General features: G+C 41.8%; 18 protein-coding genes. All 18 read right to left on the bottom strand.

Features of this window, described 5'->3' with window-relative positions:
* Positions 1–38 precede the first annotated feature (38 nt).
* Positions 39–1,610, bottom strand: a complete 1,572-nt coding sequence (locus F9856_RS08190; protein WP_202106308.1) for a DEAD/DEAH box helicase — start codon at positions 1,608–1,610, stop codon at positions 39–41.
* 344 nt (positions 1,611–1,954) lie between these two features.
* On the bottom strand, positions 1,955–2,338 hold the full coding sequence (locus F9856_RS08195; RefSeq protein ID WP_202106309.1) for a PH domain-containing protein: 384 nt from the start codon (positions 2,336–2,338) through the stop codon (positions 1,955–1,957).
* A 68-nt stretch (positions 2,339–2,406) separates the two neighbouring features.
* Positions 2,407–4,002: an ATP-binding cassette domain-containing protein gene (locus F9856_RS08200; RefSeq protein WP_202106310.1), complete on the bottom strand. Its 1,596-nt coding sequence runs from the start codon at positions 4,000–4,002 to the stop codon at positions 2,407–2,409.
* Between the two features lie 368 nt (positions 4,003–4,370).
* Positions 4,371–5,915 (bottom strand): peptide chain release factor 3, encoded by a 1,545-nt coding sequence (locus F9856_RS08205; protein ID WP_202106311.1) that lies wholly within the window; start codon positions 5,913–5,915, stop codon positions 4,371–4,373.
* Positions 5,916–6,111: 196 nt separating this feature from the next.
* Complete coding sequence (locus F9856_RS08210; RefSeq protein ID WP_202106312.1) at positions 6,112–7,317, bottom strand: hypothetical protein; 1,206 nt, start codon at positions 7,315–7,317, stop codon at positions 6,112–6,114.
* Positions 7,318–7,514: 197 nt separating this feature from the next.
* Positions 7,515–8,111: an NAD(P)H-dependent oxidoreductase gene (locus F9856_RS08215; protein ID WP_202106313.1), complete on the bottom strand. Its 597-nt coding sequence runs from the start codon at positions 8,109–8,111 to the stop codon at positions 7,515–7,517.
* 91 nt (positions 8,112–8,202) lie between these two features.
* Complete coding sequence (locus tag F9856_RS08220; RefSeq protein WP_161496946.1) at positions 8,203–8,742, bottom strand: Crp/Fnr family transcriptional regulator; 540 nt, start codon at positions 8,740–8,742, stop codon at positions 8,203–8,205.
* 11 nt (positions 8,743–8,753) lie between these two features.
* Positions 8,754–10,115 carry a UDP-N-acetylmuramoyl-tripeptide--D-alanyl-D-alanine ligase gene (locus F9856_RS08225; protein ID WP_202106314.1) on the bottom strand — a complete coding sequence of 454 codons (1,362 nt, stop codon included), beginning with the start codon at positions 10,113–10,115 and terminating at the stop codon, positions 8,754–8,756.
* A gap of 368 nt (positions 10,116–10,483) precedes the next feature.
* Entirely contained in the window at positions 10,484–11,152 is a 669-nt protein-coding gene (locus tag F9856_RS08230) for an ABC transporter ATP-binding protein (protein WP_004298871.1), read from the bottom strand.
* Between the two features lie 9 nt (positions 11,153–11,161).
* Positions 11,162–12,238: an ABC transporter permease gene (locus F9856_RS08235; RefSeq protein WP_202106315.1), complete on the bottom strand. Its 1,077-nt coding sequence runs from the start codon at positions 12,236–12,238 to the stop codon at positions 11,162–11,164.
* Position 12,239: 1 nt separating this feature from the next.
* Positions 12,240–12,620: an OsmC family protein gene (locus F9856_RS08240; protein ID WP_202106316.1), complete on the bottom strand. Its 381-nt coding sequence runs from the start codon at positions 12,618–12,620 to the stop codon at positions 12,240–12,242.
* Between the two features lie 98 nt (positions 12,621–12,718).
* A complete protein-coding gene (locus tag F9856_RS08245) occupies positions 12,719–13,765 on the bottom strand; it encodes a D-alanine--D-alanine ligase (RefSeq protein WP_202106317.1) in 1,047 nt (348 codons plus the stop codon).
* Positions 13,766–13,869: 104 nt separating this feature from the next.
* A complete protein-coding gene (recR, locus tag F9856_RS08250) occupies positions 13,870–14,466 on the bottom strand; it encodes a recombination mediator RecR (protein ID WP_002935848.1) in 597 nt (198 codons plus the stop codon).
* 8 nt (positions 14,467–14,474) lie between these two features.
* A complete protein-coding gene (gene pbp2b, locus F9856_RS08255; RefSeq protein ID WP_105150758.1) occupies positions 14,475–16,544 on the bottom strand; it encodes a penicillin-binding protein PBP2B in 2,070 nt (689 codons plus the stop codon).
* 91 nt (positions 16,545–16,635) lie between these two features.
* Entirely contained in the window at positions 16,636–18,021 is a 1,386-nt protein-coding gene (gene vga(F), locus F9856_RS08260) for an ABC-F type ribosomal protection protein Vga(F) (RefSeq protein WP_202106318.1), read from the bottom strand.
* A 527-nt stretch (positions 18,022–18,548) separates the two neighbouring features.
* On the bottom strand, positions 18,549–19,352 hold the full coding sequence (locus F9856_RS08265; RefSeq protein WP_202106319.1) for an MBL fold metallo-hydrolase: 804 nt from the start codon (positions 19,350–19,352) through the stop codon (positions 18,549–18,551).
* A 6-nt stretch (positions 19,353–19,358) separates the two neighbouring features.
* On the bottom strand, positions 19,359–20,708 hold the full coding sequence (vicK, locus tag F9856_RS08270) for a cell wall metabolism sensor histidine kinase VicK (protein ID WP_024379730.1): 1,350 nt from the start codon (positions 20,706–20,708) through the stop codon (positions 19,359–19,361).
* Positions 20,701–21,405: a response regulator YycF gene (gene yycF, locus F9856_RS08275; RefSeq protein WP_004298854.1), complete on the bottom strand. Its 705-nt coding sequence runs from the start codon at positions 21,403–21,405 to the stop codon at positions 20,701–20,703. The genes vicK and yycF overlap by 8 nt, the downstream gene beginning before the upstream one ends.
* Positions 21,406–21,460 lie beyond the last annotated feature (55 nt).

Raw genomic sequence — 21,460 nt, forward strand, 5'->3', positions numbered from 1 at the left:
AAAAAACAGACCACTCTTTATGGTCTGTCAAATACGGCTTATCTCTCCCCTTTATTGCGGATAACAAAGCCTGTTTTCTTTTCACTTGATGTACGTTGGTGTGGTTTTTTGTTATCCTGACGGCGGTTGTCACGTTTGAACTTGTCATCGCGACGATTGCGATCACCACGGCGTCCTCCGCGGTCTCGGTTGCGGTCACCATCACGACGACCACTACGATCACGGTCGCGACCACCACGGCCACCCTTGCCCTTAGCTTGACCAGGTGCAAACTTGAATGGCAGTGGTTTTTCACGCGCGATTTCCACTTCTGGCAAGCTATCTGGATCTTGTACGGTCAGACTAAGTACGTAGAGAGCAAGCTCTTCAGGCGTAAATTCAGTCGCCAGCTTGATTGCATCTTTCTTAAACTTATCAAAGTTTCCACGAATGGTCTCGTCTGCGAAGTCACGCTCAATCTTTTTCAGAGCAACTTTTTTCTTAGCTTCAAAAGCCTCTTCAGCAGTTGCCGGCTTGAGTCCCTTCATACGCTTCTTAGTCAAATCTTCGATAATGGCCAAGTAGCCCATCTCATTTGGCGAAACAAAGGTAATAGACTGACCTGATTGACCAGCACGACCGGTACGACCGATACGGTGAACATAGCTTTCTGGATCCTGTGGAATATCGTAGTTATAGACGTGTGTCACACCTGAGATATCCAAACCACGGGCCGCAACGTCCGTCGCAACAAGGACATCAATCTGGTCATTTTTAAAGTCACGGATGACACGGAGGCGTTTGTTCTGGTCCAAATCTCCGTGGATACCCTCTGCACGGAAGCCACGCAGTTTCAAACCACGAGTCAATTCATCAACACGGCGCTTAGTACGACCGAAGACGATAGACAATTCTGGCTGGTCAACGTCCATAAGGCGTGTCATGGTGTCGAATTTCTCATTTTCTTTGACACGGATATAGTATTGGTCCACGTTCACATTGGTCAACTCCTTGGCAGCAATCTTAACGTGCTCAGGCTCTTTCATGAATTTGACACCAATACGCTTGATTGGCTCTGGCATAGTCGCAGAAAATAGGAGGGTTTGACGGCTTTCTGGCACACGTTCGATGATGGCTTCAATATCGTCCAAGAAGCCCATGTTGAGCATTTCATCAGCCTCATCAAGAATAAGGGTTTCAACACCATCAAGTTTGAGGGCCTTGCGTTTGATCAAGTCCAAGAGGCGACCTGGTGTACCAACAACAATGTGAGCACCTGAACGAAGGGCCTTGATTTGTTTTTCAATGCTAGAACCACCGTAAACAGAGCGGACTTTCACCCCCTTTTCACGACCAAATTTGAAAAGCTCTTCCTGACTCTGCACCGCCAACTCACGCGTTGGAGCAATAATTAGGGCTTGAACAGCTTGATTATTGATGTCAATCTTGTTGAGAGTTGGCAGACCAAAGGCTGCGGTCTTCCCTGTACCCGTCTGGGCCTGACCAATCACATCTTTGCCTTCCAGAGCAAGCGGAATAGTCTGCTCCTGGATAGGTGACGGCGTTTCAAAACCAGCCTTCTCAACGGCAAGCAAAATGTCTTCGGACAAATTTAATTCAGTAAATTTCAATTATGATACCAAGTGCGTTAAGAAAACAAGGTGAAAATAGGAGACTGACGCAGTGTGGGTACACACTAGGAAGTCTATCTTTTCATGAAGTTTTTAGCACGGGTTCGAATACTCTTCCCGAGCTAGTTTCCTAACGCATTTCCTTTCTTTTACAAGGCAGTGCGAAGCTACCTTATCTCACTTTTTTTGTAACAATTATTTCCACTGGTAGCGAACTAACCAGTATCAGACTTGCAACTTATCTAGTATAACACATTCTAAGCATAAAGGTTGGCTTTTGCCTTGAAAATTTAAAAAATGCGTTTTCATGAAAAAAGGAGCTTTCGCTCCCCTTCTTCAGAAAATTATTTCAACAATACCGCTGCTGCAAGTGCCTGTTGAATTTGAATAACACTCTTATCACTCTTAAATTGGAGGGTTTCCGCTGGATCTGCCGCAGAAGAAATCCAAATCTTGAGCTCAGCGTCCATATCAAAATGACCAGAGGTTTCTACCGTAAAGCGTGAAATCGAGCAGTAAGGAATCGATTTATAAGATACCTTTTTCCCAGTCATTCCTTGCTTATCGACCAAAATCAACCGATATTCTGTAAAAACAATCAAATCACGAACCAAGCTAAAGGCCATTTCTACCTGTTCCGCATCCAAAAGGATGTCTGCCAACTCTTGCTCTACCTTGTCATTATTCATCTGCGAGGCATTGCCCATCAAACCTGAAAACAAACCCATGTGTTTACTCCTTTTTTACTTTTCCATATTTTACCGAAAAACTTACAGGAAACAAAGTAAAAACCAGCCTATAATACAAGCCTCTCGTCAAACAAGCCTAGAAATTCTTCATTCTGCGAATGGGTGACGACGATGACCAATTTATCCTCAATCTTGGACAAGGTTTCCGCAATTAAACTTTCATTTCTAGTATCTAAGCCCGTCGTTGGCTCATCAAATAACAAGACTTTCGCATCGCGATAGAGGGCTCTAGCTATATCAAACCGCCGCTCCTCCCCTCCCGATAATTGCTGGGCAGAGGACAACAAGGTGTCAAAACCATTTGCCTGCCGTTCAAACCAGTCTAACAGACCAACCCTGCTCAAACAAGCTAGGGCTTTACCCTTATCCAAGGGACCAAATAGGCTCAGATTTTCCCCGATACTAGCTGAGAAAATAGCCGTTTTTTGAGGAAGATAGTAGATTTTTCCAAAAACAGAGGTCTGTTCTAGGTCCGCAAGATTGGTCTGGTTGACCAAGACCCGTCCCTCATCTGCTTTCTGAACCCCCAGTAGCAGACGGAGCAAGGTCGTCTTCCCACTGCCGCTTTTGCCTAGAATGGCATATTTTCTATTAGCAAGAAAACGATAGGAAAACCTATCAAAGAGGCGGTGATTATTCTGCTCATAGGTAATCGTTTCCAAACTGATGCTGTCAATGGTTTCAGTCAGTTCTTCCTTGGCTTCATTTTCCTGGAATTGCCCTTGTAAAATCGTCGTCAAATCTGCCACAACAGTCCGACTAGCCAGGTAATCCGTTACCAGTCCAGACATGGTTTGGATAGGGCCAGCCACCGTTCCCATGAGGGTGGTCATGGCAATCAGGTCTGAAATCTTCAGCAGGCCTTGAAAGACAAAGATGCCGCCAATAATCCAGGCACCCGAATAAACCACACTACTCAAACCATAGGACACGGCGTAGGTCTGAGATTGTTTTTTGGAAAAATGGTTGGCTCGCCTAGCATATTCCTGACTGGATGCTTGGAGTTTCTCTTCAAAAATCGGTGTAATGGTGCTGATTCGGATAAAGGTCAGAGAATGGACAAACTCACTAAAGAGCTTGAGATAGGCATTCTTCTCCGACTGAGTATCCTGAGTGGCATGAGCAAGGATGCGATTATTGATCAGGGGTGCTAGGAAAGGAATGAAGCACAGAGCCAGCATAATCAGCGTCATGGTCCCTTGCAAATAAAGGGCACCAATTAGTGAAAAGGTAAAGACAAGAAGACTGGTCAACATGGACAAGAGCGGTGTTAGATAACCATTTTCCAAGACATCCATGTGGTTGACCAAAATGTGAATCTTGTCAGCACTCTTTTTGTCATCATTTCCTGAATCATCGCCAGCTGCGTAGACAGCCACCAGCTGATTGCGAGTCCTTTCCATGACACGATTAACCAACTTGGCCTTGAGATAACGAGGCAGGTAGTCAAAGTAGGTATCGCAGATGAAAAAGCCCACCGCTATGAGTGAACTGGTCACAAATGCCTTCTGGTCACCGGACAGAGCCGCTTCCGAAACTCGTGCATAAATAAAACCCGTTGCCGCTAAAATCAGAGCATAGACCACCGACACAGCAATATAAGCAACTATTGCCAACTTGCATTTTCTAAGGTAGTAAAACAAAGTTCAGACCTCCAATTCATTTATATAATTATAGCATATTATAATAACACTTTTTTTGCAATGATAACAAAATTAAAAAAAACCAGGACTTGCCTGACTTCTTATGGTATTGGATTGAATTAGTCGAAGATTGAACTTGAGGTTCATCGAAGCAACTTAACGAAGTTTTAGCTTGATTTTCAAAGCTGAATACTAACTTTAATACGCAAAGAAAATCAAGAATAAAACTAGGCAAGGAGCTGAAGATTGAACTTAAGGTTCATCGAAGCGACTTAACGAAGTTTTAACTTGATTTTCAAAGCTGAACAGCTGTAATCTGACTACCGTCAGTTCCCATCTCCCGATAGCAAACATCTCCCAGATGTTTGCTACATCTTCTCTTCCAACTCCACATCCGGATATTTGTCCGCAAACCAGCGGAGGGCGAAGTCGTTTTCAAAGAGGAAAACTGGTTGGTCAAAGCGGTCTTTAGCTAGGATGTTGCGGCTTGATGACATGCGTTCATCCAGGTCTTCTGGCTTGATCCAACGGACTGTCTTTTTACCCATTGGGGTCATGACTACCTCAGCATTGTACTCGCCTTCCAGGCGGTGTTTGAAGACTTCAAACTGGAGCTGACCAACAGCACCCAGCATATACTCGCCAGTCTGGTAGTTCTTGTAGAGCTGGATCGCTCCTTCTTGCACCAGTTGCTCAATTCCCTTATGGAAAGATTTTTGTTTCATGACGTTTTTAGCAGATACTTTCATGAAAATTTCCGGAGTAAAGGTTGGCAGCGGTTCGAACTCAAACTTGTTCTTGCCTACGGTCAAGGTATCTCCTACCTGATAGGTCCCTGTATCGTAAACCCCGATAATGTCCCCCGCTACTGCATTTTCCACATTCTCACGGGACTCGGCCATGAACTGGGTCACGTTGGACAACTTGGCTCCCTTTCCTGTACGAGGCAGGTTGACAGCCATACCGCGTTCAAATTCGCCCGAAACCACACGGACAAAGGCAATGCGGTCGCGGTGACGAGGGTCCATGTTGGCTTGGATTTTGAAGACAAAGCCTGAAAAATCTTTGTTGAGCGGATCAATGACATCACCAGTTGTCGTCTTGTGACCATGTGGCTCTGGAGCAAACTCCAAGAAGGTATCAAGGAAGGTCTGCACACCAAAGTTGGTCAGGGCTGAGCCGAAGAAAACAGGTGTCAAATCCCCGTCCAAGATAGCCTGTTCTGAGAATTCATTTCCAGCTTCCGCCAGAAGTTCGATATCCTCCAAGACCTGTGCGTAAAAAGGATTTGAGCCAAAGAGTTTGTCGCCCTCGTCCAAGCTTGCAAATCGCTCATCACCTCGGTAGAGTTCTAAGCGTTTGTTGTGGAGGTCATAAAGTCCCTCGAAGGATTTCCCCATACCAATCGGCCAGTTCATCGGGTAGCTGGCAATGCCCAAGACTTCCTCCAACTCCTGCAACAAGTCAAGTGGCTCACGGCCGTCACGGTCCAACTTGTTGATAAAAGTAAAAACGGGAATGTTACGGTGTTTCACAACCTCAAAGAGCTTTTTGGTCTGAGCCTCGATACCCTTGGCAGAGTCCACTACCATGACAGCAGCGTCTACTGCCATCAAGGTACGATAAGTATCTTCTGAGAAGTCCTCGTGCCCTGGTGTATCTAGGATATTGACCCGCTTGCCTGCATAGTCAAACTGCATAACAGACGAGGTAACAGAGATACCACGTTGCTTTTCGATATCCATCCAGTCAGATTTGGCAAAGTTACCAGTCTTTTTCCCCTTGACCGTACCTGCTTCACGAATCTCACCCCCAAAGTAGAGCAACTGCTCGGTAATAGTGGTCTTACCCGCGTCCGGGTGAGAGATAATCGCAAAGGTGCGGCGTTTCTTGATTTCTTCTTGTAGTGACATAATGTTTCCTTTTCTTTTTCTTATTCTTTTTTTTTGATACATAGCAGAGCTTAGCTCTAATTTACTTCAATTTACATTTGTTCAATCCTCATTCTTTGCTAGTGCAGCTTAAAAACAAAAGAGCTGCAGTGCAACTCTTTTATTATAACGGATTCGCATGGATTTTTCAAACGCTGGTAAAGTCAATTTTATTAACTCACTTTCCACTTTTCTTCATCAATTCCAGAAAACGGTGCAACCAATCACGCTGCTCCTGCAAATCATCCAAACTATCCACAAATTCAATACACTTTTTAGCCCGTTCAGTATAGGGATAATATTTCTTCACCTGTCTTCGCAATTCTAAAACGATACATAACAACTCATCTTGTTGTCGCTGTTCCATTCGACGATGATGTACGTAGTCTGTATGCCACTTTTCAAGCATGAACAGTTTCTTATCGACGCTTTCAATAATCTGAACTTTTTTCAGGTCATCCAGACGATTATGTGAACGGAGCCAATCACATAAACTCTTCACACGAGCCTGTTTTCGCTCTCGTTCCGCGATAGCCACTCTTTCCTGTGCTTCTTTTCGTTCAAGAAAGTTTTGATACTCTTCTATATTATGACAGATTTCCCTATCTTCCATTTGGGAATCAAGTGTGTTCTTCAAAGCAATTGACTCCTTGTCAGATTGTCCATCTAGCCAGGCTAGTAAATCCTGCTTTTTCTGAGCCCACCTCTGCAAGTCGAGTTGTCTTTGTTGCTCTCGCTCTGCTTCTCTTTCCCTCTGTGCTAGTAATTTCTCTCTTTCTATAGCATTTTTTCGCAGTATTGCAGCAACTCGCTCGTGTAGTTTCCACCTTCTTAGCTTCTTTAAGTAAGCTTCCACATCAAATACTTGATTCAATTCCGGTCTCAAATAATCATTGACTACATAAAGGATACGTTCAATCTTGTGAAAGGCCAACTGTCGCTCCGCTTGTTTTCCGCTTAAGGCTAGCTTAAATAATTGGTAATCATTCCAAGGGTCAAAGTGATTGCCCCTATCTGCCTTAAAGTATCCTTTCTGATAATATTCATCCAAACTATCCAAGTCCATTATTTCTTTTAGGGTTGAAAAGTCATCGTTGGACCGCAAACGATACTCTCGCTCTGCCTTTTTCAAACTCTTGGTCAGTTCCTTATTTTGAAATTTTTTGATACAAGAGGAACCGATTGGCGATAACTTTATGTTACTAAGATCTGTACGAGAAACAGAATAGACTTTCTGCAAGTGAGCCTTTCCACATAAACACTTGCTTTCCATTTTCTTATCAATCTTTTCCAGCCTTACCCTTGTCCATTCCAGCCTTGCCTCTTCCCAGTTATCCGCTAGACTCAACGAAATGACTATCGCCTGTAAATTTGAATCCTTCATCCCAACCTCTTTTGTATATTGTTATAATATATTTTATAAAATATAGACGTATTTTTCAAGGTCTCGAACAAATAAAAATGATTGAACTTCTCCGCATTTTTGCAAAAGAAATTCAATCATATTCTTATTATTTTTCTATTTCTTCAACCACTTTTCCAAGGTTCATAGAATTGGAGCCTTTAAGGCGGTTTGACTTGTTACTGTTGAACACGCTGATAAATCCGTTTTTCAATCTGCTCCAACCAAGATTTTCTTTTCCTATCATCAACCATTTTTACCATGTTATAACTCATCCATTTCACATCTTTGTAGCCTGTCTTCTGAAATGTTCCCTTGACTAACGCATTTTTAATAGCATTACCATAAATGAGTCGATACAAAAATTTAGGGGTATTCATGGTTGTGATAATGGTAATGGTTTTTAACTTCTCATGTCGCACCTGCATACTATAACCATTTGGTTTGTAATCATAAAATGCTCCTGGAAAAATAACTTTGTCAATGAAGCCTTTCATCATTGCAGGCATCAATTCCCACCATATTGGAAAAATCAAGATGAGATGATCTGATTCTCCAATATGTTTTGTATAGGCCTGTGCTTGTGGATCAACCTGCTGATGTTTCACAAATCCTAGCAAATCTTCGCTAGTCATCACAGGATTAAACTTTTCTGCATCTAAGTCAATGACCTGCACTTGACTACCAGCCTTTTGAGCTCCAGCTATACTAGCTTCCAAAATAGCATGATTATATGATTTTTCATAGGGATGGTTATAGACAATTGTTGTTTTCATAGAAATTTCTCCTCTGTTTTTATTGTTCCTTGTTTATCATTCAAGGTACAACCAGTATATTACAATCTAAAAAGACCGACATTAACAAATGTTAAGTCAGTCGTTTTTTTATTCTAGAAAGTGATACAGGAGTTATTCCTAGATAAGAAGATAAATAAATATCTGGAACTCTCCATAACAAGTCTGATTTTTCTTGAACTAATTCTAAAAATCGTTGCTCTGGTGAGTTTTTTATTCGTGACAGAAAAAGATGGTTGTATTTAATCATTTTCTGACTTAAAAGTATTGTCAAAGAGTGATAATACTCTGGATGTTCTAGTAAAAATATTTCAAATAGCTGCCGATTTAGGCAATAAACCACAGTATCTTCAATAGCTTGAAGACTGTAAATACTTTCTGTCTTCGTTAAAAAACTTTCAAGAGACGAAACCGAATCTCCCTCAAAGAAAAACTGAATAGTGATGTCTTTTCCGTCATGGTTATGCCACAGTCTCAATGCACCTGACTGTACAAGATAAATCATATGCGAGACTTGACCCTCATCTAAAAGATAGTCTTTTGCCTTTATTTCTTTATATATTAAATGTGGTTGAATATCTTCATGTTGAAACAATTCATCTAGGATTGACAATTCTATTTCTCCTATTTTTCCAATTCTTCCACTACTTTCCCAAGATTCATGGAATTAGAGCCTTTGAAGAGGATTTGGTCTTGAGCACCAAGGACTTCCTTAACCTGTTTAACCAGATCTTCAAATTGGTCCTGATCTGCATTTTTCCTAAAGAAATAGACTTTTCCAATCGGGAACATCTGACTAGCCAACTGGGCCAGACCTTCAATATCCTGACCGTAGAAAATAACGGTATCTAGCACATCAGGCGACAGGCTCAAAATCATCTGATTGTGGAGATCGACGGACTGGCTCCCCAGTTCTTTCATATCTGCCAAAACGGCGATTTTCTTACCGCCTTCATTGGCTGGAATGCTAGAGAAGGTTTCTAAAATCAATCGCATGGCCGTTGGGTTGGCGTTGTAGACATCGCTGAGAATATCTGCTCCGTTTGCCGCCTTCTTCCACTCGGTGCGGTTGCGGGTCAAGTTCAGACCAGCTAGGGCTGACTTGATTGCCTCATCAGGCACACCCAAGGTCTTGCCCACATAGCTTGCTACCATGGCATTGGTGGCATTGTACTTACCCGTTACTGGGAGGAAAATATCACCGTCCATAAAATTGACGGTGAAGGTCAGGCTATCTTTTGACTCGACCAGACTGGTCACCTGCAAGTCAGCCTGTTCACCGAAGCGAATGAGTTCCAAATGGTTCGGCAAGTGGTTATCCGCAATCGGATCTGCTGGAAGCAGGAGTTTATGGCCTACAGTCATTCCGTCCGCAATCTGTAATTTCCCTTTGGCAATCTCTTCTCGTGAGCCGAAAAATTCCAGATGCGCTTCACCAAAAAGGGTAATAACTGATAGACTTGGTTTGGCAATTTCGGACAGGAGATGGATGTCGCCCAAGTGGTCTTGGCCCATTTCCAAGACCAGTTTTTCTGTATCATCAGGCATGTGGAGGACGGTGTATGGCAGACCGATTTCGTTGTTGTAGTTGCCTTGTGTCTTGTAAGTCTTGTAAGTCGTCGCCAGAACATCGTGAATCATGTCCTTGGTGGTCGTTTTACCATTTGATCCTGTCACAGCAATGACTTCTACCCCTGTTTTCTCTAGGTAGTAGGCCGCTAATTGTTGAAGCGCAGCCAAGCAGTCCTCTACTAGAATGTGAGGAACATCAAGACTGGCTTCAGACAGGGTTACTGCGCAGCCATTTTCAAAAGCAACAGGAATAAAGTCATGACCGTCACGCGCTCCCTTGAGGGGAACAAAAAGATCCCCTTCTGTAATCAGGCGACTGTCGAACTCCACCTTGTTAAGGGCTCTATCAGGATAAAGACTAATATCATTTTTTGCGCCCAAGACCTGAGCGACTTCGTGTAGGGTTAATTTCATTGTTTTCTCCAATAAACTAAAGGCTAGTTTCACCCCCACACCGCTTCTCAAAATTTGCGTCAACATCTCAGCGCAGTGGTTGATTGGCTTTAATAGTCCAGTGGACTATTAAAGGTTGGAGATAGGATTTGCGAAGCAAATTTCAGCTGTTCGTAATTACACTCCAAATCTGTCCTAACTACTGATGCGAACTGTGTTCGCTTTATTTCCAACCTCAAACTGTCTCCCAGACAGGTTGAGCTGTGCAGGGGTGGGAGTGAAACAGTCTGGGAATAGACTGTTTCAGCTCAACAACTAGAAATAAAGACTTGTTGATGAACTCTATTTTTGACCTTTCGAGTTCTTTCCCGCTTCCATTATACCACTTTTTATCGAACTTGAGTGAGGACACCATCTTTCATCTCATATACCTTGTCGCATTTTTCAATCATGCGTTGGTCATGTGTTACCATGATGATGGATTTGTTCCGTTCTTTGGCTTCCTTAGCTAATAACTCAACCACTTCAAAAGCGCGATTACTGTCTAGACTGGCTGTTGGTTCATCAGCTAGAATCAAAGCTGGATCATTGTAGAGTGCACGGGCAATAGCTACACGCTGACGTTCTCCGCCTGACAAATCCTTAGGGAACTTGTTTTTGAGATGGTCCACACCCAATTCAGATAGGAGTTCGTTTCGCTTGCTCGGTTCAGCTTTCTTATTGACCTTATCAACCAAGGTTAATTGTTTTTCGACTGTTAAAAATGGAATCAAATTGGAAGCCTGCAAGACAAAACCAATGTCCTTATAGCGCAATTTGGCACGTTTTTTCTCAGGTAAATCAGAATAGTCCGATTGATTGATTAAAACACGACCCGTTGTCGGTGTTTGTAAACCACCTGCCAAGGTCAAAAATGTTGACTTCCCAGAACCAGATGGTCCAATGATGGCAACAAATTCGCCTTCTTCAATGCTAAAATTTGTTGGTTTAAGAGCCGTAATGGTTTGGCTGCCATCTTGGAAGGTCTTACTAATATTTTCAAAAATAAGTGTTTTCATAACAACCTCCTAAGATAGATTTCGTAATGGATCTACCTTAAAGATAGAACGTACAGAGAAACTAGCACCTAATAGGGCAAATACAACTAGTGCTAGGCCGATTGCAATATAGAAGGTCCAGTTATTCTCAAATGGAACAGCGCTTGGCAAGACAAGGGATGACAAATAAGTTCCAGCCAATCCAAGGACGGTTCCCAAACCAGCCAGTAGGAAGGTTTGAGCCAATACAGAGCCTGAAATATAGCCATTTGAAAGACCTTGAATTTTCATCAGGCCAAAAATCGGTGATTTCTGTGTTGTCAAAACAAAGATAAAAATACCAATAACAATGGCTGAGATGACAATCAAGAATCCTATCATAAAGCCAAAGGTCATATTTTGTGCCTTATATCCTGGCAGATTTTCAATAAAGTCTGCAATAGCAACTTTTTCCAGCTCATTTGGTAGAGAAGCGACATCTCCACGAACAACAATGGCACTGGCAAGATTACTCGTTGCAGCTTGTTGTTTATCAGCCTGCATCAATTCTGCAAATGCCGTAAAGTCCATATATACAACAGGCGCCACTCCAAAGTAGGCATTGTCTGTATAACCTACAATGGTCACTTTTTCATCAGAACCTGATAGATAGATTTGATCTCCAAGCCCAAAACCTTCTACCTCTGACAAGGTTTTGTCTACAAGGACTTCTCCCGTTTTTTCATACAAACGACCTTCTACAATATTTGGGACGATAAAACTATCAGCCTCTACGGCAAAGATGTTTACCTTTTCTTTTTCGCCTGAGGTGGCATTTTCATCCACATAGGCAACTCCAGCTTGTTGGCGAATCAAGGCCTTGTCACTAGCATCTACTTGGTCAAGCAAGGCTGTATCAATTTTGGATGCTGTAATCAAACGATTGCTTTCTGAATTAAGCAAGACATAATCTGCCTGCCATTTATCAACTGCTGTTCTATTTTCCTGCATGAGTCCGTAAGCCAAACCAGTCAGGAAAAAGACCAAGTAAGAAATCAGGATTAATAATCCTAAAATCAAGCCATAACGCAGCTTATTTTGTCGCATTTCTTCAATTGCTAAAAACATCTTACTCCACACTTTCTAAGACATAAAAACTTGTCTCAAACTTCAAGTCTTCCCTCAAAAGAGCTTTGACTTTACATTTCTTTTCCACATAAGCAAGAATCTCTTTCTGCTTCTGCTCCGAAACCGACTCACCAATTCCAATCAACACCTCAAAACGCTGATTGTCCAAGCGACTCTCCACCTGAACAGACATGGTTTTATTGCCTTCTTGGCTAGCATAATAGCCCTGCACACACATGGTCACACAGGCAGCCAATCCTATATTGACCAAACTAACTGGAGTTTCCCCCTTCTCTGTCACCCCAAAGGTACGAACCGGTTCACCATAACCTTGAGAAACTGCCTGAAACAGACCTTCCCCTTTTACTGTCGTTTGATACATAAACACCTCCACATATTTGAAACCATTCTATTCTTTTTTGCAAACCTTTGCAAGAATGTGAACTAGAAAAAGATTGGAAAATTTTCCAATCTTTTTCATTAAATCAAATGACTTTCACGTTTTTCAAACATTTCCTTGGCCAGACGGACCAGCTCTTCAATCAAATCTGGATAAACCAAGCCCATATTATCCCAAAGGAGTGGATACATGGACCACTGGGTAAATCCTGGCATGGTGTTGAGCTCATTGAGGAAGATGTCTCCGTCTTCTGTCAGGAAGAAATCACAGCGAGAAAGGCCACAACCACCGATAGCACGAAAGGCCTTGGCAGCATTATCCCGCATGGTATCCATGATAGACTCATCAATCTTAGCTGGGATTTCCATGGTGATTTTGTTGTCGATGTATTTGGCATCGTAGTCATAAAAGGCAACGTCTTTGACTACTTCACCTGGAAGTGTGGTTTTCACGTCAGCATTTCCCAAAAGACCAACCTCAATCTCACGCGCATTAACCCCCTGCTCAACGAGGACACGGCTATCATACTTGAAGGCCAGATCAAGCGCCTTACGCAAGCCAGCTAAATCCTCAGCTTTTGAGATACCGACACTTGACCCCATATTAGCTGGTTTTACAAAGACCGGATAAGTCAATTTTCCTTCAATCTCTGCAATCTTATCGTCGATATTTTCACCCTCTATAACGGCCACATAAGGTACTTGAGAAATTCCTGCTGATTCCAAAATACGCTTAGTTGTAATCTTGTCCATGGCAACGCTGGAAGACAAGATATTGGTACCAACATACGGCATACGAAGCACTTCCAAGAAGCCTTGAATAGATCCGTCTTCTCCCATTGGGCCATGAAGAACAGGGAAAACAACCGCCTTTTCTTCATAAATATCGCTCGGACGGATTTTTTGCTCTTCAACAATCGTCGCGTTTGTCATGAGTTTTTCATCGGCAGACGGTGTTTGAGAAAACTCTTGCGTCTTTACAAAGTCACCAGTTTGTGTGATGAAATAGGTTTTGACAAAAAATTTATCATAATTGATGGCACGCATGATGCTTTCGGCAGACAGAACAGACACCTCACGCTCTGCAGAACGCCCACCATATAGTAAAATCAAGGTTTCTTTTGACATATATTCTCCTTCCTGTACCAACGCTATTACTCTTAGTATAGCATAATTTAACAAATCATATCTATCCTATCTTAAAATTAGGAACGTATCTAACTACAGAACAGCTATAGCTCTGTGCGGTTTTCAATAGCCCTCAACAGGGTCACTTCATCTGCATACTCAATATCACTGCCTACCGCTAAGCCACGAGCTAGTCGGGTTACTTTGATTCCTGCAGGTTTGAGGACACGCGAGATATACATAGATGTAGCCTCTCCATCTGCTGTTGCATTGGTCGCCACAATAACTTCTGTAACCTCATTATCCATCAGGCGAGTGAGAAGGGTTTTCAAATTAATATCATCTGGTCCGATACCATTCATGGGAGAAATCAAGCCATGCAAGACATGATAAAGACCGTGGTATTCTTGAATATTTTCCAAAGCTGTAACATCTCGACTATCCTCTACAATCAAAATAGTAGATTGGTCTCGCGTTGAGTCCTGGCAAATGGCACAGGGGTCCTGATCTGTCAAATTACCACAAATAGAGCAATAAGATAGGTCTCGCTTGGCTGCCAATAAATTTTTCGCAAATTCATTAACGACATCATCCTCCATGCCAATAGTATAAAAAGCTAAACGGGTAGCCGTTTTTATACCGATTCCTGGTAATTTGGAGTAACTGTCAATCAACTTGGCAATGGGTGTAGGATATAGCATAATTCTCCTTAGTTCATTGGGTAAAGTGAATTGTATAAATTAATGATTTCTGTTGTAATTGCTTTTGTTGTAGAATTTTCGTTAGTCAAGTTTGGAAGTACGACTGCAACTGCGATTTGTGGATTATCACTAGGTGCATAGGCAACAACGTTGGTATTTACTGCAGTTACTACTTCACCTGAAGGAGTTGTAGTATAAGTTTCGGCAGTACCAGTCTTGGCACTGATGGTCACGGCCGCACCACGACCGATAGCACTACCTGTATTAAATCGTCCTCCACCATTTACAAGTTGATAAAATCCTTGACGAAGGAGAGCCATTTCATCAGCTGAAATATTGACTTGATTCATCTCTTTACCAGAAACTGTTTCAATCAAATCTCCCAATCCACCTTGGGGATTATTTCCATAGATACCTTCTACAAGATGAGGAGAAATCCTTTTTCCATTATTTGCTACTGTCGCTACATATTGAGCCATCTGCATCGGTGTATAGTTATCAAACTGTCCAAATGCATTCATAATAAAGTTTGCGGTGGAATATTCTTCTGGTAAGAAACCTGTTGATTCAAGTGGTAAGTCAATTCCTGTTGGAGCACCTAATCCATATTCCGCAAAAGTAGAACGAAGTTTTGTCATCGCATTTGTCAATGTATCGCCATCATTCAAATACATGTTAGCTGAGTAGGTCTGACCAAGTAGTCCCAAAGCAATCTTAACCATGTAGACGTTAGAAGAATATTCCAGAGCCTCTGTCGCATCAATATTAAAACTACCATAGGCCCACCAAGATGTAATTGGTGCTGAACCTGCAAAATAAATCGGTTCATCTAATAATACCTGATTTCCTGAGATAATGCCATTCTCCCAACCAGATGAAATAGTTGCACCCTTGACAATAGAACCTGGTGTAAAGACGCTTGTGATGGTGCCAAGAGCATCTTCGTTAATGGTACTTGAGCCTTTTTCATGACTGTATCCAGACATGGCAAGCACCGCACCTGTTGAAGGTTCCAATGCGACTGCATAAACTCCTTCCGAGTAAAGTGCACTACCAGTAGCCAGCTCACTTTCAAAGTATTTTTTCAAAATAGCATTGACTCCATCTTGGAAGGCTAAATCAATAGTCAGTTTAATATTATTGCCCTGCTGTCCTTCTTGGATTGTCTCAATACTTTCGACATTTCCGTTTCGATCTAGGTTGATTTGTTTTTTCTCACGTTGACCTTGCAAGACTTCTTCATATTGTTTCTCGAGGTAGGCAGTTCCCACACGGTCATTTGATGAGTAGCCCTTAGAGAGATAGTATTCCGCATCTTCCGCAGGCAAACCAGCCTGTTCACTCGTTACTGTACCAATAATAGAGCTGAGGGAAGTTGGTAAAATCGTCCGTTGCCAGTTGTTAGTCGTTGAAATGCCTGGAAGTTGACTTTCATTGGCTACGATATGAGCAACCTGTTCAGCAGTTAGAGTATCTGTTACCAAATTAACAGTAGAGAAGTAAGTAGCTCCATTCATCTGCTTAAACAATTCAATCGCCTTGCTGTCTTGCTCAGAATATTGCAATGCTTCAGCAGGGATACTATCAACCGCATTAGAATAAATTGTCGATTCACTCAAATAGTTGCCATCAGAATCGTATTTTTTATCTTCTGGCAAGGCCTCGACTACCTGACGATAAACTTCTTCATCCGCTAAATAATAGTCAGCCTTGTCACGTTGAGTAATTGTTACGTCCGACACATTGACCCACTGCAAGAGTTTATTAGCTACTTCTTTCATTTCCTGAGCAGACATCTTGTTGGAACGTGTGAAGGAGACAACCTGCTGAATCTCGTTTTCAACCAAAGGTTTTCCTTGCGCATCGTAAATCTGCCCACGGATAGAGCCATTGCTAATGATTTTCTGACTGGCAGTAGACAGCTTATTACTATAAAAATCATGATTGATGATCTGCATATCTGCCAAACGCAATATCAAAACTAGGAAAAGGAAAATCACGATAGAAAATAAAATATTTAAACGAAGGGAAATAAAATTTCCATCGTGTTCCAAAGGCTTGTTCTTTCTTTTTTTCACTTCAAAGACCTCATTCTAGAAATATCCTTCTTATTATACCACAGGCAAAAAATATTTTTTAGACAGAGCCTCCTTTTCAGAAAATATTTCCTTATGATTTCTTCACGAGACAAGCTTGCACTATCTCCCATTGACTGTGAACAGATGTTTCCACAAACTGTTGATCATGGGAAACCAAGAGGACACTTCCTTCATATTCTTTCAAGAATGTTTCCAAAGCCTCAATAGCTGCCATATCTAGAAAATTTGTCGGTTCATCTAATATCAAAAGATTTGCATCCGCCAACAATACCTTAGCTAAGGAGAGACGAACACGCTCACCACCAGACAGATTTGCTACCTTCTGCTGAGCCTTATCGTAAGAAAGTCCTAACATACCTAATAAATTGAGAATCGTCATCTTATCTTGAAGAGAGGTACAACTAATATTTTCAAAAGCAGTCTTTTCTTCATCAAGATTTATCAAATCCTGGGAGAAATATGCAATTTTTAATTTTGGATTGTAGTAGCCTTCTAATTCTTTTGAAATCAATTTCCGAACAAAACTTGTTTTTCCACAGCCATTTGACCCAACCAAAGCTAACTTATCCCCAAAAGTCATGCCAAACTGAGGAAAATCAAATAAATACTTTTCCCCAATCCAGAGCTGTCCAGCCTGTAAGCGAAAGAGACTGTAAAGACCAGTATCCAAGGCACCTTTCGCTTCCATCTTTACCCACGCTTCCTTTCTGGGTTGTTGAACCTTGTCCAAACGCTCCATCCGTTTTTCCAAATGCTTGGCAGACTTTGCCATTGCCTTGGCTTGGCTATCATAGGACCCCATCATGGCATTAACTTTCCACTCGGACGATGAAACACCTTTCTTTTTCTTCCCCATCTTCTGAGCCTTGACCTGACGCTCTTGCTGGGCTTTTTTCAGTTGAGCGACTTTTTTCTGATAGGCTTCATAAACTTCCTGCTGTCCTTCTCGTTTCGCTTTCCTACTTTGGATAAAGCTATCGTAGTCCCCTGTATAAACCTGAATATTTCCTTCTTCTAAATGCCAAATGTGACTGGCTATTTGATTGAGAAAATGCCGATCATGACTTACAACCAGTAGACTGCCACGATAGCGTTTGATTTGTTTGATTAGCTTTTCCTGGTGTTCTTGATCCAGATTGGCAGTTGGTTCATCCATAATTAACAACTGCGGTCTTTGAGCAAAAGCCTCTTGAATAGACTTCCAAACCTGTTCACCACCTGAAAGCGAGCTCCTTTCCTGTAACTGGGGTACATAGGCCCAGTCTGCTTTTACCTCAATCTGACCAGCAAAATCCCTATCCATTCCCAGTAAGATTTTCAAAAAAGTAGACTTACCAACACCATTATTTCCAACCAAACCAACCTTTTGACCAGCTTGAAGGCTCAACTGCTTGATTGTAAACAAACTTCGTCCCGCAAATTCCTTCTCTAATTGAATACATTTCATTACTTCCATATAGACCTCTTTTCTTCACAAAAAGGGCCCCTATTCTGCTCAATGAACAAGAAAAAAGCCATGCAAAACATGACCTTTCCCTATGGAAAAGTCACATGAATAGTAAGCCCTTATGAGCAGTCTTATCCCTTGTGTAGTCATTTAGTTTATCTTTTATTACTTCGACGTAAGAGGAAATATCGTTTCCTTATTTCCAACTTCAAACACTCCACTAGATTGTTTGAACTCGCTTTGCCGTACTATGTAGAAGTAACTTGCTTCGCAAGTGCTATCTCCAACCTTGTACAGTCACTCGACTGTACAAGCAGCCTGCAACTTTTGATGCGAACATCATTCGCTCTATTTATGACCTCCAACAGTCTATTCCTTGACTGTTGGAGCAAGTACTAAAAGCTAACTAAAAGACTAAATTATCAAATAATTGATTTTCAACAAGTTTTAAGAACGACTAATAAGTAGCTTAATTATTCATGTAACTTCACCTCACGTATTTTATATATTTATTCTAAACAAGTTCAATGAATTTGTCAAATCTTGGTCAAGGGAGTCGCTGTATCTGGTGATGTGTCATAGACTTGGAAATCCACTCCAACTCCTAAATCAGCCTGCGCCAACTGATTAACCATGGTCATGTGAGCCAATTCCTTGATATTGTTTTCCTTTGATAAATGCCCTAGGTAAATCTTTTTGGTCCGATTTCCCAACGAGCGAATCATGGCATCAGCTCCATCTTCGTTACAAAGATGGCCCTTATCTGACAAAATCCGTTGTTTGAGGTTCCAAGAGTAAGAACCCGAGCGCAAAATTTCAATATCATGGTTGGACTCAATCAAATAGGCATCTGCATTCGCCACAATCCCAACCATGCGGTCACTGACATAGCCTGTATCCGTCAACATAACAAAGGATTTGTCATCCTTCATAAAACGGTAAAATTGCGGGCATGCAGCATCATGGCTAACTCCAAATGACTCAATGTCTAGGTCGCCAAAAGTCTTCATAGCACCCAATTCGAAGATATGTTTTTGAGCCACATCAATCTTGCCCAATTTGCTCTCCATAGCCTGCCAGGTCAATTCATTGGCATAAATGTCCATGCCATACTTACGTGCTAGAACACCGATACCATGGATGTGATCGCTATGTTCATGCGTTACCAGGATAGCATCAATATCCTCAGGCTTTCGATCAATTTCCGCCAAAAGACTGGTAATTTTTTTACCAGATAAACCAGCATCCACTAAGATTTTCTTTTTATCTGTTTCTAGGTAAAAACAATTCCCGCTGGACCCCGAAGCTAAAATACTATAATTAAAACCTTTTCCGATCATATTCTCCTATTCTTCCTCATCTGAATCATCCCACTCATCTAGTGCGATGTCCTTGCTGTACGGCAAGACAATTGTAAACGTTGAGCCATGACCATATTCGCTTTTAGCCCAGATAAAGCCCTTATGTTGTTTCACGATTTCTTTTGCAATAGCTAAACCAAGACCTGTACCACCTTGGGCACGAGATCGTGCCTTGTCCACGCGATAAAATCGGTCAAAAATTCTAGGCAAATCTGCTTTCGGAATCCCCAGACCTTCGTCTGATACGGATACAATCAACTGGCTATCTGTGGTCTTCATGCTGAAGGTAATTGTCCCGCCGTCTGGCGAATATTTAATGGCATTATTTAAGATATTATCTAAAACCTGAGTCATCTTATCTGTATCAATCTCAACCCAAATAGGACTGATTTGATAGTCACGAACAATCGTATAGACCTTATCAGAATCAGCATTTTTCATTTGGTCAAAACGGTTAAGAATAAAGGTCACAAAAGCAGTAAAGTTTATCAGTTCGACATCTATCTGACCAACTTGATTATCAATACGGGATAAGCTTAGGAGGTCTGTAATCATCCGCATCATGCGGTTGGTCTCATCTAAGGATACCTTGACAAAACTCGGTGCAACAGACTCCGTCAGCGCTCCCTCATCCAGAGCCTCTAGATAGGATTTAACGGAAGTCAACGGCGTACGTAATTCATGACTCACATTTGACACAAACAGCCTACGTTCCCGTTCTTCCTTGGCCTGCTCGGTCATATCATGCAAGACGACAACCAGGCCAGAAATCAGACCACTCTCACTACGAATCGTGGCAAAATTAGCACGTAAAGTCAAAAATTCTTCGTTTTCATTGGTGTGATCAATCACAATCTCAGGTGTCTGAGCCAACAAATCTCTCAATGTATAACGGTCTGATAAATCTAAAACCTCGAGCAGGTGATACTGCTCCTGCTTTGGGTTAGATAACCCCAACTGTTTCTGGGCCATATCGTTAATCATGATAATCCGTCCGATACGGTCTGTAGCAATAACACCGTCACTCATATAGGACAGGATGGACGTCAGACGCGTCTTTTCTTGTTCTAAATTATCATGAGTTAAGCGGATGACCTCGGACAGATCATTGAGGGAATTCGCCATGTCTGTGATTTCAGGACTTCCCCTCATGTCTAACACATCTGCATAATTCCCCTCAATTAAGGCATTGACCTTTTGATTGAGTTGTTTAATTTGCTTATTATCCCGATAGTTTTCAATCAAAAGGACCGTCAGAGCAATTAGAAAGCCAATCAAAATGACAACAAACCAAAATTCTGCCGTGGTCATTAAATAACGTAATTGATTAATCATTTCCTTTTATAAAATATCCCACTCCGCGACGAGTAAGAATGTATTCTGGTCGGCTTGGTGTATCTTCAATTTTCTCACGCAGACGACGAATCGTTACATCCACCGTGCGGACATCACCAAAGTAATCATAACCCCAAACTGTTTCCAATAGATGTTCTCGAGTCATAACCTGACCTAAGTGTTTGGCCAGATGGTGGAGCAATTCAAACTCACGATGGGTCAGCTCCAGCTCTTTGCCATGCTTCTTAGCGACAAACGCATCAGGCAGAATGACCAAATCGCCAATCACCAACTCTGGAGTTCCTGTTGACTCAATATTTGTCTGCGTCTCTGCCAATTCACTACGACGAAGAAGAGCCTTAACACGCGCCTGTAATTCGCGATTAGAGAAGGGTTTGGTCACATAATCATCCGCCCCGATTTCAAGCCCGATAACCTTATCAAATTCGCTATCTTTAGCAGATAACATCAAGATTGGAACATTGCTGGTCTTACGAATCGTTCGAGCAACCTCTAGTCCGTCCAATTCTGGCAGCATCAAGTCCAAAATGACAATGTCAGGAAACTCAGCCTCAAATACTTCCAAGGCTTCACGTCCATCGAAAGCTGTCACAACTTCATATCCCTCACGCGTCATATTAAACTTAATAATATCTGAGATTGGTTTTTCATCATCTACAATTAATATTTTTTTCATTAGTATCTTACCTTTGCTTTATTTCTTCTATTATATCAAACTTACCTAAAAAATT

The sequence above is a fragment of the Streptococcus suis genome, from assembly GCF_016743335.1.
Lineage (GTDB): Bacteria > Bacillota > Bacilli > Lactobacillales > Streptococcaceae > Streptococcus > Streptococcus suis_Y.